Source organism: Pseudanabaena sp. BC1403 (assembly GCF_002914585.1).
GTDB lineage: Bacteria > Cyanobacteriota > Cyanobacteriia > Pseudanabaenales > Pseudanabaenaceae > Pseudanabaena.
This window is the reverse complement of record NZ_PDDM01000003.1, coordinates 98,250-112,338: the sequence shown is the minus strand read 5'-3', so window position 1 is coordinate 112,338 and position 14,089 is coordinate 98,250. Positions and strand designations below refer to the sequence as shown.

Annotated in this window: 14 protein-coding genes; 9 read left to right on the top strand and 5 right to left on the bottom strand. The window is 39.9% G+C overall.

Annotated features, from left to right (window positions below):
- Positions 1–39: 39 nt before the first annotated feature.
- Together CQ839_RS04330 and CQ839_RS04325 are read left to right on the top strand one after the other, a co-directional pair.
- A complete protein-coding gene (locus tag CQ839_RS04330) occupies positions 40–558 on the top strand; it encodes a chemotaxis protein CheW (protein ID WP_103667052.1) in 519 nt (172 codons plus the stop codon).
- A gap of 17 nt (positions 559–575) precedes the next feature.
- On the top strand, positions 576–1,580 hold the full coding sequence (locus CQ839_RS04325) for a late competence development ComFB family protein (RefSeq protein WP_103667051.1): 1,005 nt from the start codon (positions 576–578) through the stop codon (positions 1,578–1,580).
- 35 nt (positions 1,581–1,615) lie between these two features.
- On the opposite strand, the gene CQ839_RS04320 is transcribed toward CQ839_RS04325, so the two are convergent.
- On the bottom strand, positions 1,616–1,987 hold the full coding sequence (locus CQ839_RS04320; RefSeq protein ID WP_103667050.1) for a ferredoxin-thioredoxin reductase catalytic domain-containing protein: 372 nt from the start codon (positions 1,985–1,987) through the stop codon (positions 1,616–1,618).
- Positions 1,988–2,205: 218 nt separating this feature from the next.
- On the opposite strand from CQ839_RS04320, the gene CQ839_RS04315 reads away from it, so the two are divergent.
- From CQ839_RS04315 to CQ839_RS04300, 4 genes are all read left to right on the top strand, one after another.
- Complete coding sequence (locus CQ839_RS04315) at positions 2,206–2,865, top strand: hypothetical protein (RefSeq protein WP_103667049.1); 660 nt, start codon at positions 2,206–2,208, stop codon at positions 2,863–2,865.
- A gap of 268 nt (positions 2,866–3,133) precedes the next feature.
- Positions 3,134–4,132 (top strand): tryptophan--tRNA ligase, encoded by a 999-nt coding sequence (trpS, locus tag CQ839_RS04310; RefSeq protein ID WP_103667048.1) that lies wholly within the window; start codon positions 3,134–3,136, stop codon positions 4,130–4,132.
- 735 nt (positions 4,133–4,867) lie between these two features.
- Positions 4,868–5,032: a hypothetical protein gene (locus tag CQ839_RS25030; protein WP_181016097.1), complete on the top strand. Its 165-nt coding sequence runs from the start codon at positions 4,868–4,870 to the stop codon at positions 5,030–5,032.
- A gap of 216 nt (positions 5,033–5,248) precedes the next feature.
- Positions 5,249–5,629, top strand: coding sequence for a VOC family protein (locus CQ839_RS04300; RefSeq protein ID WP_103667046.1), 381 nt, complete (start codon positions 5,249–5,251; stop codon positions 5,627–5,629).
- 43 nt (positions 5,630–5,672) lie between these two features.
- Here the strand turns inward: CQ839_RS04300 and trmB are convergent, their stop codons facing one another.
- A complete protein-coding gene (gene trmB, locus CQ839_RS04295; protein ID WP_103667045.1) occupies positions 5,673–6,383 on the bottom strand; it encodes a tRNA (guanosine(46)-N7)-methyltransferase TrmB in 711 nt (236 codons plus the stop codon).
- Between the two features lie 165 nt (positions 6,384–6,548).
- On the opposite strand from trmB, the gene CQ839_RS04290 reads away from it, so the two are divergent.
- Together CQ839_RS04290 and CQ839_RS04285 are read left to right on the top strand one after the other, a co-directional pair.
- Positions 6,549–7,571, top strand: a complete 1,023-nt coding sequence (locus CQ839_RS04290; RefSeq protein WP_181016096.1) for a phosphotransferase — start codon at positions 6,549–6,551, stop codon at positions 7,569–7,571.
- Between the two features lie 177 nt (positions 7,572–7,748).
- On the top strand, positions 7,749–8,240 hold the full coding sequence (locus CQ839_RS04285) for a pentapeptide repeat-containing protein (RefSeq protein WP_103667044.1): 492 nt from the start codon (positions 7,749–7,751) through the stop codon (positions 8,238–8,240).
- Positions 8,241–8,271: 31 nt separating this feature from the next.
- Here the strand turns inward: CQ839_RS04285 and kaiC are convergent, their stop codons facing one another.
- The 3 genes from kaiC to CQ839_RS04270 form a co-directional block, all read right to left on the bottom strand.
- Entirely contained in the window at positions 8,272–9,840 is a 1,569-nt protein-coding gene (kaiC, locus tag CQ839_RS04280) for a circadian clock protein KaiC (protein ID WP_103667043.1), read from the bottom strand.
- Positions 9,833–10,132: a circadian clock protein KaiB gene (gene kaiB, locus CQ839_RS04275; protein WP_009626105.1), complete on the bottom strand. Its 300-nt coding sequence runs from the start codon at positions 10,130–10,132 to the stop codon at positions 9,833–9,835. Before kaiB ends, kaiC begins: the two co-directional genes overlap by 8 nt.
- 203 nt (positions 10,133–10,335) lie before the next feature.
- Positions 10,336–11,217 (bottom strand): circadian clock protein KaiA, encoded by an 882-nt coding sequence (locus tag CQ839_RS04270; protein WP_103667042.1) that lies wholly within the window; start codon positions 11,215–11,217, stop codon positions 10,336–10,338.
- Positions 11,218–11,485: 268 nt separating this feature from the next.
- On the opposite strand from CQ839_RS04270, the gene CQ839_RS04265 reads away from it, so the two are divergent.
- A complete protein-coding gene (locus CQ839_RS04265; protein ID WP_103667041.1) occupies positions 11,486–13,903 on the top strand; it encodes a hybrid sensor histidine kinase/response regulator in 2,418 nt (805 codons plus the stop codon).
- Positions 13,904–14,089: the final 186 nt, after the last annotated feature.

Genomic DNA, 14,089 nt, shown 5'->3' with positions numbered 1-14,089 from the left:
TGATCGCTATACATGGTTAATGTTTACTAAAGTTGACATATGTCCATGCAAACACTTCCACAAAGTGTCGATCACATTCAAGAGGAAAAGATGAGTGTCCAGCAAGAGTCAGGGCTTGATACTTGTCTGAAATTTGTGATCGATCCGCAAACTATTGGCTTACTTGAAAGTGAATTTACTCAAGAAGTTTTGACGCTCAAGGCATCTCACATTATGCCTGTGCCAAATAAACCATCTTGCATCTTAGGTATATTAAGCCGTCGTCGCCGAGTTTATTGGGCGATCGATTTAGCAATGCTATTGGGTTTGCAACCACTAGATCAAAATATTGGACTCTATGAAGTAATTCTGACATCAGCCCAACAACTCTCGCTGGCTTTGATCGTGCCTAAAATTTTGGGAGTTGTTCATATCCCAAATGGCAGCTTTGAGCAAAATATTAGCCTTGTACCAAATACATTGAGACCATATCTTAAAGGATATATTAGTGAGAAGGGAGGTTTTTCTTATTTACTAAAAGCTGAAAATATTGTGCAATCTACAATTTTACATTCATAATTATATCTATCCGAAAAATGGAATCCTGCCGCAATGTTCTGCTTGAATTTGTTTATAGAGAAGCTATTGCTCAAATTCAGGGCTTAGGCAGTGGGATTAGACATAAATATAATGTTGACGAGGTGATTGCCTATGCTTTAAATCGTCTGCCATCTATGTTTGCATCCACAGAGATTGGGTTGCGAAACAAGAGAGAAGAATGTACTGCTATTCAAGCCGATATTACTAAGGTAACTCGTCAAGCATTGTTAGGAGTGCGTCGCGATCCTTTGCGGGAGCCTCAACCGCTGGAAGATATTGAAGTAGCCAATGCACCCTATGCTTTGCTGGATGCTCAAAACAAGCTAGGTTGGACAAATCTCATGTGGTGTGATTTGCCCAAGGCATTAGAAGATAATTTAGAAAATGCGATCGCTAAATATAATTCTGGAAATTTATCGCCGCGTGTAAGTAAATATGGCTCTTTTGGGCAGCGACAGACGAGTTCACAAATGTATCTTAGTAAATCTAAGTCTAAGCAAAAAAGCAGTGTAGCCCCTGAATCTAAACAAAAAGAATATGACGTTTATATGCTGGAATCTCATCAGTTAGTCCATTCTTTAGAACGACTGGTGATGAGAATGGCGCAAAACCGAGCACAAAGTTTTCCTCCATCCGATCTGAGGTTTATTCGGCTAGAAGATGTACTAGCACGAACTTTAAATCGTCTACCGCCCTTGTATGCCACATCAACAAAAGGACTTGGTCATTTGCGCTATCATGCACAAATGAATATCGGCTCGGAAGTTGCCATTATTGTGCATGAGTCGATGCTAGAAGCGCGTAATGCCAGTTATAAAAACATCGATTCCCTGATGTTCTCTAAAATTCGTTATGAAAGAGAGCAAGCTTTAGCTAAAGTCAGTAAATTACTTTTTGATCAGAAAGTGACATGGCAGAATCTGGGTGAAACTGTATCCAAATCTCTAGAACTTGCTCAATCTGGAAAGGAATGTTGGGTGCGATCGAGCAATCAAAAATAGAGGTGATGCAAAGCATCACCTCTATTTTTTAGGATTTAGGCATCGTAGACAATTTCAACTAATTCTAGTTCTTGTTTCGTGCCAACAAAAGGATTATCTTCGGTCAGAAACAACATACAGTGACATTCTTTGCGTTCGCGCATTGGCACACAAGGACAGTTCCAGTAGGTATCTTTGACTTCAGCTTCCTTATCTTCATAATAGCGACAGGGACATAGAGGAGAGCCTAACTCTTCTTTATGCTTAGCCAAGCCCTCAATAACGGCATTAGTTACGCTAGGATCGACACAAAAGAATGTGCCTGTATTCTTTGCGTATTTTTCGGAGAATTTTCGCATTGCCTCAAAACTTTTAGAGGATGCTTTATTTTTCCCACGATCTGACTCTGACTCTGGGTTAAGGGACATGATCTAACAAAATACCAAGAAACTATTAGTTACTACCTATAGCATGAAACCGCTACACCACTTTATCTTAAAACCCTAAGAGGTAGAGATAATCCAAAGCATTAACTCTATCTCTTAGGGTTAATTTGTCTTGCTTTTGTCACAACAAACAAGAATTTTTGCTAAAGTAGAAACAGAAAAAACAAGCCATTTTCAGTAATGCTGTATTAGGTGCATGTATGGCAACTAGAGTTAACTTTTGTATATCAATTGGTAGCGCGATCGCGGCAAGCTTTTTCAGTGCGATCGCCTTTGCTCCTGTGGCGAGATCAAATGATGCTGGCAATCAAAAATTAGGCACAATAAGAACATTACCCAGTCTCCAGACAAGAGCACATCCACCTTTACAGCCTGATACTCTACATTTGGGCATGTTAGAACCGCAGTTTTTTAAGTATGCTCAGGATAATAACTGGGCTGCGATCGCGACGATTCATCGCGATGAATATACGATGCACCAGTTGCAACCAGGTGGCGAGGGCTTGTATGCATTGCCCGATCGCAAGTTGGTTTATGTTAGGGGCTTTACTGCCAATATTTATTTTGAAAGCGATCGCTTAGTGGGGATTAGATTAACTCCTGATAATCGCGATCGCGCCCTGACTGCACCAGAGTTACTGAATCTCGTTCGGGCTTGGTTTCCTGATGATGTCCTGAGTGTGATCTATCAAGTCGCGCCATCCGATCCGCGCAAAAGTATAGTCGAAACGCTAATTGGTACAATACCAAAAGCTTTTGAGCAGGATTTAGGAAAAGTCAGTTTGCCTTTTTGTCGAGCAGTCGTTTTCCCCTCCCCTGTTCCTGTAAATACATTATCGACCTGTAACCTAAATATATAGAATGAGCGCTTCGCGCTCATTCTATGGTGTTATACATTATCAACCTGTAACCTACAGCGCTTTGCTCTCAAACCCAAACTAAGAAATTTTTTAAAAGTGTTGCGAAGCAACACTTTTAAAAAATTTCTTGTAGTTCGTTTGATCGGAAATTTCTGTAAATATATAGAGGGAGCGCTTCGCGTTCATTCTATGGTGTTATACATTATCAACCTGTAATTTAAATATATAGAGAGAACGCTTTGCGTTCTCTCTATGATCTGAAAATCCCATGCAAAAACGAGTTCTATCTGGCGTACAACCGACTGGCAACCTTCACATTGGCAATTATTTGGGGGCAATTCGCAACTGGGTAGAGACTCAGGCTGATTACGAAAATTTCTTTTGTGTGGTTGATCTACATGCGATCACGGTTCCCCATGATCCAAAGACTCTAGCTAGCAATACCCGCGATATTGCCGCCCTATATATCGCCTGTGGTATTGATCCAAGTATTTCTACGATTTTTGTGCAGTCCCATGTTTCGGCACATGCTGAACTAACTTGGCTGCTTAACTGCATCACACCGCTGAACTGGTTGGAGCGGATGATCCAATTTAAAGAGAAGGCGATCAAGCAAGGCGAAAATGTGGGCGTGGGGCTGTTGGACTATCCTGTGCTGATGGCAGCCGATATTTTGCTGTATCAAGCAGATTTAGTGCCTGTCGGTGAAGATCAAAAGCAACATTTGGAACTAACGCGGGATATTGCAGGAAGTTTTAACGATCGCTTTCAACCTGTGTTTAAAATTCCTAATCCCTTAATTCGCAAAGAAGGGGCGCGGGTGATGAGCCTCACCGATGGCACAAAAAAAATGTCTAAGTCCGATCCTTCAGAAATGAGTCGGATTCATTTGCTCGACAAACCCGATGAGATCTCCAAGAAAATCAAGAAGTGTAAAACCGATGCAGTGCGTGAGTTAGCTTTTGATGATAGCGATCGCCCTGAAGCAAATAATCTACTCGGCTTATACGCGATTTTTGCGAATAAAACTAAGGAGCAAGTGCAAGCCGAAGCAGCGACATGGCGCGGTTGGGGTGATTTTAAGAATGTGCTGACTGATGCTGCGATCGCTCATCTTGAGCCAATTCAAGCTAAATATAATGAAGTGGTCAAAGAGTCTGGCTATTTAGATCAAGTATTAAAAGAAGGTCGTGAAAAAGCTTTTAAAACTGCTTTTAAAACCCTCAATTCTGTCAAAGATGCAATGGGTTATTTACCCCCTTTGTAAGTTTGTCAAACCACTTTTTAAAAACCTTTTACATTAGAAATATTTAAACATGATTTTAAACTAAACCAATGTTTAAATATTTCTAATTAGAACGAATTGGTATTCAAAACAAAGCCCAATTTATAGCGACAAAAAACTTCCCAACAAATTATTTGTTAACCAAAATAATGTCCAAATCTAAACTAGATATCTTAAGAACGTGGATACTAAATAATTTTTTGGGATTTGTATTATCTATAATATTTGCAGCATTTAGTATGACTGTATCTTGGGCGCTTCATTCTAGTCGTAGTCCTTACTACTATCCCTTTTATTTTGTTGCTTCTATCCTCTTGGTTTCAATTATTCCATTAGCTCAGTGGCTAGCGTTAAAAAGATTTTTTACTGGGTTGAAATGGTGGACACTAGCATCTGCTGGAGGCGCAATTATCAGTTTACTGATCGTGTTTTTTTTGCCGTATATTTATGCATACAATGCCGTTACTGTAGTTTTTATTACTCTTCCAATTGGCTGTATGCAATGTTTGTGCATTCATCAAAGTCTTGAACAGAAAATCCAATGGGTGTTAGCTTCAACATTTGGCTTGTCATCAATTTACATAATAGTCCTTTACAATTTTAATATTGTTTTTGTTAGTCTAATAATTTATGTTTTACTAACTGGAGGCTGTCTAACTGGGTGGGACTGTCGAAGCAAATAGACTAAAATTATAGGAGTAACTTTGAGATGAAAGTATGGCTACCGTATCAATTTTGCCAATTTCTGATCCTAAAGGTGAAAAATCATATCGCGACCTTGCAGGTGATAAACACTCTGAAGGGAAAACTGCGGGGCAAGCTTTAGACGCATTAACGGCTCAACTAGGTGAAATAGAATTCAGTGTGATCTTTCTTATTTAAAGTATTCAAACCGATTCTTTAAAGATTCAGTAAGCCATGTAAAGTAGGCAATTGAAATATGAAACCTATTTACATTTGAAATAAGCGCGATAAAATTTACCACTTTATTAAATGATATTCGTACATTTTTCAAATATTAAATTGTATTGAAAACACTTGTTACTCCATAGGAGCTGCATTAACCTGTATAAGGTCTAATATTAAAGACGAATTTAAATGCATAACGTAATTAACTGGTTTGAGATCCCCTCAACTGACTTTGATCGGGCCGTAAACTTTTACAGCACAGTGTTGGCAACAGAGTTCCATAAATCGGAATTTATGGGAGAACCACAAGCTATGTTCCCTAACGATCTCCAAGGTGTTGGTGGCGCGATTGTCAAAAGCGATCGCTTAACGCCTTCCACAACTGGTGCTTTGATCTACCTAAATTTGGGTACTGTTGAGAACCTAGAGCAAGCACTCGAACGGGTAGAATCCAGTGGCGGCAAAGTTTGTATGCCCACAACCGATATTGGTGACCCAGGTTTTATTGGACTAATTCTCGATACCGAAGGGAATTCCATTGGGCTTCATGCACCGAAACCAGCTGAATAACAAAAAAGGCGGTGTGAAGCACCGCTTTTTTATGAGAAACAGTCTATTTCCGTTTGAAATAAGCGCGATAAACTGGCAGACCTTGCGAAATTACTGAACTTTCGCGCTCAGTGGGAATATGCTCAGGGAAAATCGAATCATCGGCAAAGTTTCCTGCCCCAGCCAGATTAATAAAACTATCATTTGCATCAAAATGTTGACGCATATCTTCAGCTACTTCCAAAACATCTGACTGCAAAAATACATCGGCATTAGACACAAGTAACTCTGCTAAAGTCGCCACTAATTCGGGCTGGACGGCTCGGCGTTTCTGTTGGCGACGCTTAAACCAAGGATCAGGAAATTGGACTGTGACTTCATGCAATGATCCTTTAGTTAATAGCCCTGATAGCGACACATTAGCATTACAAAAAATGTAATGCAGATTCTTTAACCCCAATTCGTCACGAACCTCATTACAGCGATCGACTAGCGGCTCCCTAATTTCTAAACCCAAAAAATTCCAATCAGGCTTGAGCTGTGACATTTGCAAAATATAGCGTCCCCTAGCCGAGCCAATATCTAAACTGAGTGGCTTCGAGCAATCAGCATAAACTTCTGCCCAGATTGGTGGGGCGATCGCAACACTATATTTTTTGGCTAATGGGTTAACGTGTTCACGTACACGCGCTCGCCGCGACACATTTTCATTGCTAATGTTGACAATGATTTCGTTTGCGGATGGATTGGGTGGGGGCGTTGAGGAATTTTGCATAGTATTTAAGAATACCTCAGATGGAAGCTGTGGCGCTTTGCGCCGCAGCTGCTATCTTGTCCAAGTAACTGACAAAAAACGACTTTTGGTTTTTGGTAAACACTTTTGATCCCTAGTCTGCGATATATCTGAATAAAGCTAAAAATTCATCAAATTATCGATGCTATGCCTGTCGCAGATTGGTCTCTAAAGCATGTCGCCAATATGTCTGACCATCTTTTCCCCATAACCTATTCCACCCTTGCACCTCAAGCATTGGTAGATAGAGTGTTATGCCGATATGATGTGGGCGAAATTACCAGTTGTGTATTCTGGATGCGGGGACTGAGCGACATATATCTGGTGGAAGCAGGTAATCGCCGCTATGTCCTGAGAGTTTCCCATGCCCATTGGCGCTCTAAAGCGGAAATCGAATTTGAATTAGAATTATTAGCGTTTTTGCATAGAAATTATATTCCTGTTGCCTACCCACTCACAACTGATGATGGTCAACTAGCGATCGAGATTCCAGCCCTTGAAGGTAAACGCTATGCAGCTTTATTTACTTATGCCGCAGGTCAAGTCGCTATTGGAGATCTTAATAAAGTTCAAGCGCAAAAATTAGGAGAGACGTTAGCAAAGCTCCATGGCACTGCCCAAAACTTTCACTGTCATATTGATCGCCCCCATTTGACGATCGCATATTTACTTGATGACTCATTACATGACTTATCACCGTTTTTGAATAGTTCAGCAAGATCGTATATGAATGATGCGATCGCCCAAATCAAAGAACAAATCAGACATCTTCCACAAACTTTCCCGATCTGGAGTATCTGCTGGGGTGATCCCCACAGCGGCAATGTGCATTTTACTGACACCAACGAAATCACCCTATTTGATTTTGATCAATGTGGTTATGGTTGGAGATCATTTGACATAGCCAAGTTTTTACAAGTGACTTTACAAGCTGGTATTAGTCCTAGCGTTCGCAAGGCTTTTTTGCATGGCTATCAGTCGGCTCAGACTCTCGAAGATATTGAATTAAAATGTATGCAACCCTTGATGCAAGTAGCGCAGATTTGGTCATGGGCGATCAGTGTCAAATCCGCGATCGTGCACAATCACAGCAAACTCGATGCTAGTTACTTCCACCAACGTTTTGAGCATTTTAAGATGTTGCGATCGCCCGACTGGAAACCTTTTTAATTTATAACAATGCTCGAATTAAAGCGCTTTGCGCTAAAACCCAAAAGAGAATGGCGGCGCGAAGCGCCGCCATTCTCTTTTGGGTTTTATGCAGGAACAGTTAACAAGGCTGACTATAATTGAGATTTAATAGTTATTAACAAAAGAAAAACTATCCCAAACTATTCTCAATAAATCATGAAATATTGGCGATTTATTACCAGCATCATCTTAGCGACAGTCATATTTTTAATGCCATTGTCAGTCCAAGCCGCTAGCTCCTCTAGTGTCACTGGTTCAATCCTCAATAAGGCAGAAGGTCAAGATTTCTCTGGCAAAAACTTAATTCGGGCTGAATTTACTAGCGTCACCTTAAAAGATGCAAATTTTACAAATGCTGATTTACGAGGCGCACTCTTCAATGGCGTTTTATTAGATGGAGCCAATCTACATGGAAGTGATTTTAGCTCGGGAATAGCTTATGTGACGAGATTTAAGAATGTTGATTTGAGTGACGCAATCTTAGCTGATACCAATATGCTGCGATCGACCTTTGATAATGTTGATGTCACTGGTGCAGATTTCACCAATGCCCTGCTAGATGTTCAACAATTAAAGAAACTCTGTAATAACGCATCTGGCACAAACTCAAAAACAGGTATTGATACTCGCGAATCTCTAGGTTGTTAATAAAAAAAGGAGCGCAACGCGCTCCTTTTTTTTATTCTAAAGGCTCAACTGACACACCTCGAATGATCCGCGATAGCTCTGATTTTTCATCCACAGATACCCTAGTTGGTGATCCACTCAAAATCCGCTCGAATCCTTGGAATGAATCCTTAATTTGTGCACCTTCATCGGTAATGACATATTCACGAATACGGCTATCATGGCGCGATCCCCGCATCTTAAACACATTCACTGCTCGCGACATTTGTCCACGGATTTCTACATATTGCAACAGAATAATCGTGTCTGTAATTGTAGAAATATGTGACTCTGTAATCGAATGTGAACCCATGAATTGATCAGTGGTATTTGTAAATAAACCCGTGATTTCTTCTTGCTTGACATAGCCTGTTAACCCAATTACAAATTGACGGAATGTATTATTGCTTACACCTCTAGCCAATGCTGAGAGTGAGTCGATCGCAATACGAGAGGGCTTAAATGTCTCAATCTCCGACTTAATTACCTGTAAATGATCCTCCAATCCTGAGGACTCAGGGTAAACACAGATAATTTTTAATAAGCCAGAACTTTCCCATTTGTCGAAATCCGTTCCCCAAGATGAAGCATTGCGCGTAAGCTGTTGGCGGGATTCCTCATAGGCAAACAAAATCGCCCGTTCACCATTTTCGCAACCATTTTCAATAAACTTGCTAACCATCAGGGTTTTACCCGTACCAGTTGCCCCAGTTGTAAGAATGATCGAATCTTTAAAATAGCCACCACCGCACATTTCATCAAGAGTAATAATGCCCGAAGAAACTCTGGTATTAGATGATTTTTGAGTGAGACGCATTGCCCCCAAGGGAAATATATTAATTCCTTTGCTGGTCATCGTAAATGGAAATTCGCCCTTCATATGGGTTGTTCCACGTAGCTTAAGGATCTCGGCAGTACGATGGCGACGTTCTCCATCAAGGACATTTCTTAAAATAATTACATTATCGGAAACAAATTCTTCTACGCCAAATCTTGCTACAGGCCCATATTCTAATTCGCGCTCAGTGGTCATGACAGTGGTTACGCCCAGAGACTTGAGTCGGGCGACAATCCTAAATATTTCGCGACGAACTAAGCCTAGAGAGTCATATTGCTGAAAGATAGCAGTCATCGAATCAATGGAGATCCGCTTGGCTTTGTACTTGATAATTGCATATTGAATGCGCTCGATCAGTGCTGATAGGTCAAAGTCTCCAACTACTTCCTGACCTTCAGGATCAGGAGAAGCATCAAGTATAAATAATCTCCCTTCATCGATCAGTTTTTGGAGATCCCAATTAAAACTATGGGCATTTTTAATAATGTCAGAGGGTGATTCTTCAAAAGTAACAAATACGCCATGCTCGTCTAAGCCCGTAATGCCGTTATAGAGAAACTGCATTGACAAAAGAGTTTTTCCAGTACCAGATGTCCCACTGACAAGAGTCGATCGCCCTTTGGGTAGCCCTCCATGAGTGATATCATCTAACCCCTCAATCATGGTGCGCAACTTTTGCACACCGAGCTCTTGTCTTTTCGTCTCGCTGCTATCGTTATTTTTTTCAATTGATGGGCTAGTCATTGCCAATTAATTCCTCATATAGTAGATCTAGTCCGATTAAAACTTTTTCGCGATCAGACAGGTCACCAATAATTTTCCTAACTGGTGGCGGTAAAACCTTTGCTAAGGTGGGAGTAGCAAGGATCTTATCTTCTTCAGCTAGTTGCGGATTTTTAAGCACATCAATGACTTTCAATGTATAAACTCCTTGAAATTCTTTCTCAAGGATATCGTTGAGCATTTTCAGTGCTCTCACCGAATTTGGCGTGTTGCCTGCGACGTAGAGTTTTAGGACGTAAGTTTTACGAATCATTTCATTAATTGTGGTTGCGTCGGCTATTTATAACGTATCTCTTAAACTTCTATAGAATAAATCTTTGCATTTGCTCTTGTGGTATAGGGGGACATAAGCAAAGTTTAGACAAAAGATATGTAGAGTTTCAAGAGTTGCAATAGACCAAGGATATTAATCTTAAAGATGTTTTATAAGTTTAATGTGGCTATACAATGATTTTTTTAGGATCGGGGAATAGATCGACGATATAGCTCACATAGGTGGGCGATCATGTCAATTAGCGTAATTCGATAGTCTAGTAAAATTTCATCATTTCGACCTTCTAGTCTTAATTGCTTGGCAAATTCGTCCATCAGTTCCATATGAATCTCTAGAACTTGTGATACTGAAATATCAGCAAAAAATGAGAGGTTAACAAATTCATCAATCTTTTGATTTAGCCCCTCATTCTTTTCTAAAAAATATTCTAGGATGATTGATCGATATATATTTTTTAAGCGATCGCTATACTCTTTCCTATCCTCAGGAGATAAGTTGCGCAGGAATAATCGTGAATCGCGTTTGTAATACACCCCCAAATACCCCAATCTCTCATTCAGCTTTTTAGATAACCTTTGTTGTTGAACACTTAAAGATTCGGAAGCATCACTGCGCGGAATATTGACATAGACTTGGTGTCTAACTTGTGGCGAAATCTTAATAAAAGTGTTGATCGCTTGATCAATAATTGTTGGTAGATCTTGAAGTTGATCAAGATTAATACTGATACTCGCCCGATAAAAGTCTTTTGATTCGCTCTGTTCATAGTGAGGTTCGCCTTGTTCATAAAGATCTTTTAGTATTAGGATGGTAGGCATAAAAATGTTTAACATCCCAAGATGATCGATGACAGTCTCGACATCTCGAATAACATTTTTAAATATAACTAGACAATCTTGAGTATTTGGAGTTTTTGTTAATAAACTTACAAGTGCTTCTAATTCGCAAACAACTGTAACGGTGTATCGATCTTCTGGCAAAAACTTTGCAAGAGTAGTTTTTGTTTGGCTTACATTAGCTTGATCCACCAAACAGCATACTTGTAGATTAGAAATAACAGGCACTGGCTATTGGTATTGGTGGTTAGAATGGCTGGGATTTTATCTTAAGCTTTATTTTCGCACTTAAATGACGAAACCATGTGAAATTGATGATCGTAACTATATAGAAATTTATAAGCTGTTAGTGATCAATGACAATTAGAGTAATTTTCGCTAAAATCCGAACTAATAAACATTTGGGAAGTGTTCCAAAGCAACACTTCCTAGATGTTTATTAGTTCGGTCTTTCAGAAAGTGCTGTACTAACTATAACCCGTAGGCGTTTCAGCATATGGACTCCCTCATCTTAAATCAGTCTTTAGAGATATATGGACAGTCGCTGGTAGCAATTTGCCGACTGCCCACACATACTGCTGAGGCGTTAAGCTTTCTTCAAAAAGGATGGTCTAATGTTGTGGTGTTAGATCAAAACGATTTGCCGCAGGGTTTATTTAATGCAAGATGTTTATTAAATTGGCAATCTCAGACAGATAATTGCGCGTTTGTTGCGCCCTCGATCGCATTAGAAGATATTGATCTTGAGCCATTACCTGCGATCTCGATTTCGATGACTACATCTGACTTTTTGCAAAGAATTTCGCAATATCGACATTCTGCGGAAATATGGGCTTTAGTTGATGACAATGGCAAATTTACGGCGCTTTTGGAAGTCTCAAAATTATTGCGATCGCTGATGCAATCTGAGCAAAGTCAAAGCCCAACTATAATCTCTCTGTTGTTACCCTTGATCTATCAATTACCCCTACCCGTGATGGTCAGCGATCGCGATGGGGCGATTGTGGGTATGAATTCCGCATGGCGCAATAGTTTACACGAAAGTTTACCTAACAATGCTGAGACATATATATTTCCAATAGCTGAGACTACTAGCAAAATATCGACTAATCAGCATGTTGATAATAGTCCCCAAGTACTCGCACCAAATGTACCAGTAACTCACCAGTTCTGTACTACTGATGGTTCATCGTTCACTTGGCAAGTAATTAGTGTGGCTCTACAAGGCAGTCTGAAAGGCATGGATCTAGCGATCGCCTACGACATCTCGGCTCAAAAAAATCTGGCTCAAGAGCTAGCAGGGCTAAGTAGAGTCAAAGATGAATTTTTGACCTGTATCAATCACGAGTTAAAAACGCCCTTAACCTCCGTGATTGGGATTGCGAGTTTATTGAGTAATAACACTTTTGGAGAGCTGAATGAGCGCCAAAGTCGCTATGTGAAGATGATTCATCAAAGCGGTCGGCAATTAGTTTCGATTATCGATAATATTTTTGACCTTGCCAAAGCCGAGTCTGGACAGCTAGAACTATATGCCGAGACTGTTTTGGTAAAAGATATTTGCCAAAAAAGTATCCAACAGGTTAAAAAGCTCGTCCAACAAGATTCCACAATTTTCCGAAACTATAACTTTGAGGAAGATTGGGAACTGGACATTCATTTAGATATGGATCCAACGGTGCAAACAATTTATGCGGATGAAACTAGGTTGCAGCAAATGCTCGTAAACCTGCTTTCCAATGCTTTTAAATTTAGTTTTTTCCCATCGGAATTAGTTGATGATGTCCCATCTATCACTCCTAAAATAGGGGTTACGGTGCGATGGTGGGAAGGTTGGCTTGCAATCACTGTCTGGGATCAAGGGATTGGCATTCCTGAAGATAAACAAAGCTTAGTATTTCAAAAATTTCAACAGGTTGAAAATGTCCTAACTCGACGCTTTGAAGGGACAGGATCAAGCTTGCTATTAACCAGACATCTAGCTCGTTTGCATGGTGGAGATATTACCTTTGTTTCACAGGTGGATGTGGGCAGCCAGTTTACAATTTTGTTGCCTCCTGAGACTAGTCGTAAGCATATTCAATTGGAGCAGCTTGAAAAGCGTATTGACATTAGTCATGGACGCTTAGTATTGCTTGTGGAAACTTCTTCAGATGCTTTGGATTGGCTGAGAAATACTCTGGCGGATTTCAATTATCAAGTAGTAATTGCGAGATCGGGAACTGAAGCTTTAGAAAAAGCAAGACGGTTGCAGCCTTGCTTAATTTTGTTAAGTTCAAATATACCAATGCTATCGGGATGGGATGTTTTAGTTTTACTCAAGGGTGATCCAATAACGCAGCATATTCGTGTAGTGATGATGAAACATGCTAATGAACCAAAGATTAACTCTCATCAAGCAGATGGAATTTTGATCAAGCCGATCAAAGCGGAAGAACTTAGTGCATTTCTGCCCAACTATGTGGCGGCTCCGAAATCTCTCAAATTATTATACTTAAACCACAATCTGGACGAATCTGTAATTGGCTTACTCCAAGAGATTGGTCATTGTCTACTAGAAGCTGAAGACTTGCCTCAGGGGGATGCATTATCCAAAATTTGGCAGCCAGATTTGGTTCTTCTTAATGGCGACAATCAGTTTTTGTTGCAGTATCTAGAAGAGCTTAGCCATTTAGAGTTGCTGCCCAATTTGCCAATCTTGATCATCACCAAGTCAGCGCTCACTGAAATTAATTGGCTCCAAAATCGATTTATAAACTTGAATTTACATGACTGCATGAGCCTAGATTTAGACAATGCCGATACAGCTAGAAGCGAGATTTTATTGTCTTTACATCAGTCGATTACTAATGCTATATGTTATGTCGTTCCACATTCTTTTGTGAATACAGCAAGCGCTAACCGCGATCGCTGATTTTGTAAATGGACTGTAGATTTATGATTGTTATATGTAGATCTTGAGCCATTTCGCGGAACATATCTGGTGATAGATCGAGCTAGATTTAAGAGGTATTATATTATTTAGCTATTATTAACTTATTTCATGATTGTTTAGCTAAGAATGAAAGAGAGATCGTCAATTTCTTTATAGAAATCAAAA

Excerpts from the sequence above, each read along its gene's own strand:
- CQ839_RS04285 (WP_103667044.1), top strand. The coding sequence starts at position 7,749 with ATGAAATATTGGCGATTTATTACCAGCATCATCTTAGCGACAGTCATA.
- CQ839_RS04265 (WP_103667041.1), top strand. The coding sequence starts at position 11,486 with ATGGACTCCCTCATCTTAAATCAGTCTTTAGAGATATATGGACAGTCG.
- CQ839_RS04320 (WP_103667050.1), bottom strand. The coding sequence starts at position 1,987 with ATGTCCCTTAACCCAGAGTCAGAGTCAGATCGTGGGAAAAATAAAGCA.
- CQ839_RS25030 (WP_181016097.1), top strand. The coding sequence starts at position 4,868 with ATGGCTACCGTATCAATTTTGCCAATTTCTGATCCTAAAGGTGAAAAA.
- CQ839_RS04330 (WP_103667052.1), top strand. The coding sequence starts at position 40 with ATGTCCATGCAAACACTTCCACAAAGTGTCGATCACATTCAAGAGGAA.
- kaiC (WP_103667043.1), bottom strand. The coding sequence starts at position 9,840 with ATGACTAGCCCATCAATTGAAAAAAATAACGATAGCAGCGAGACGAAA.
- trmB (WP_103667045.1), bottom strand. The coding sequence starts at position 6,383 with ATGCAAAATTCCTCAACGCCCCCACCCAATCCATCCGCAAACGAAATC.
- CQ839_RS04300 (WP_103667046.1), top strand. The coding sequence starts at position 5,249 with ATGCATAACGTAATTAACTGGTTTGAGATCCCCTCAACTGACTTTGAT.
- kaiB (WP_009626105.1), bottom strand. The coding sequence starts at position 10,132 with ATGATTCGTAAAACTTACGTCCTAAAACTCTACGTCGCAGGCAACACG.
- CQ839_RS04315 (WP_103667049.1), top strand. The coding sequence starts at position 2,206 with ATGGCAACTAGAGTTAACTTTTGTATATCAATTGGTAGCGCGATCGCG.
- CQ839_RS04290 (WP_181016096.1), top strand. The coding sequence starts at position 6,549 with ATGCCTGTCGCAGATTGGTCTCTAAAGCATGTCGCCAATATGTCTGAC.
- CQ839_RS04325 (WP_103667051.1), top strand. The coding sequence starts at position 576 with ATGGAATCCTGCCGCAATGTTCTGCTTGAATTTGTTTATAGAGAAGCT.
- trpS (WP_103667048.1), top strand. The coding sequence starts at position 3,134 with ATGCAAAAACGAGTTCTATCTGGCGTACAACCGACTGGCAACCTTCAC.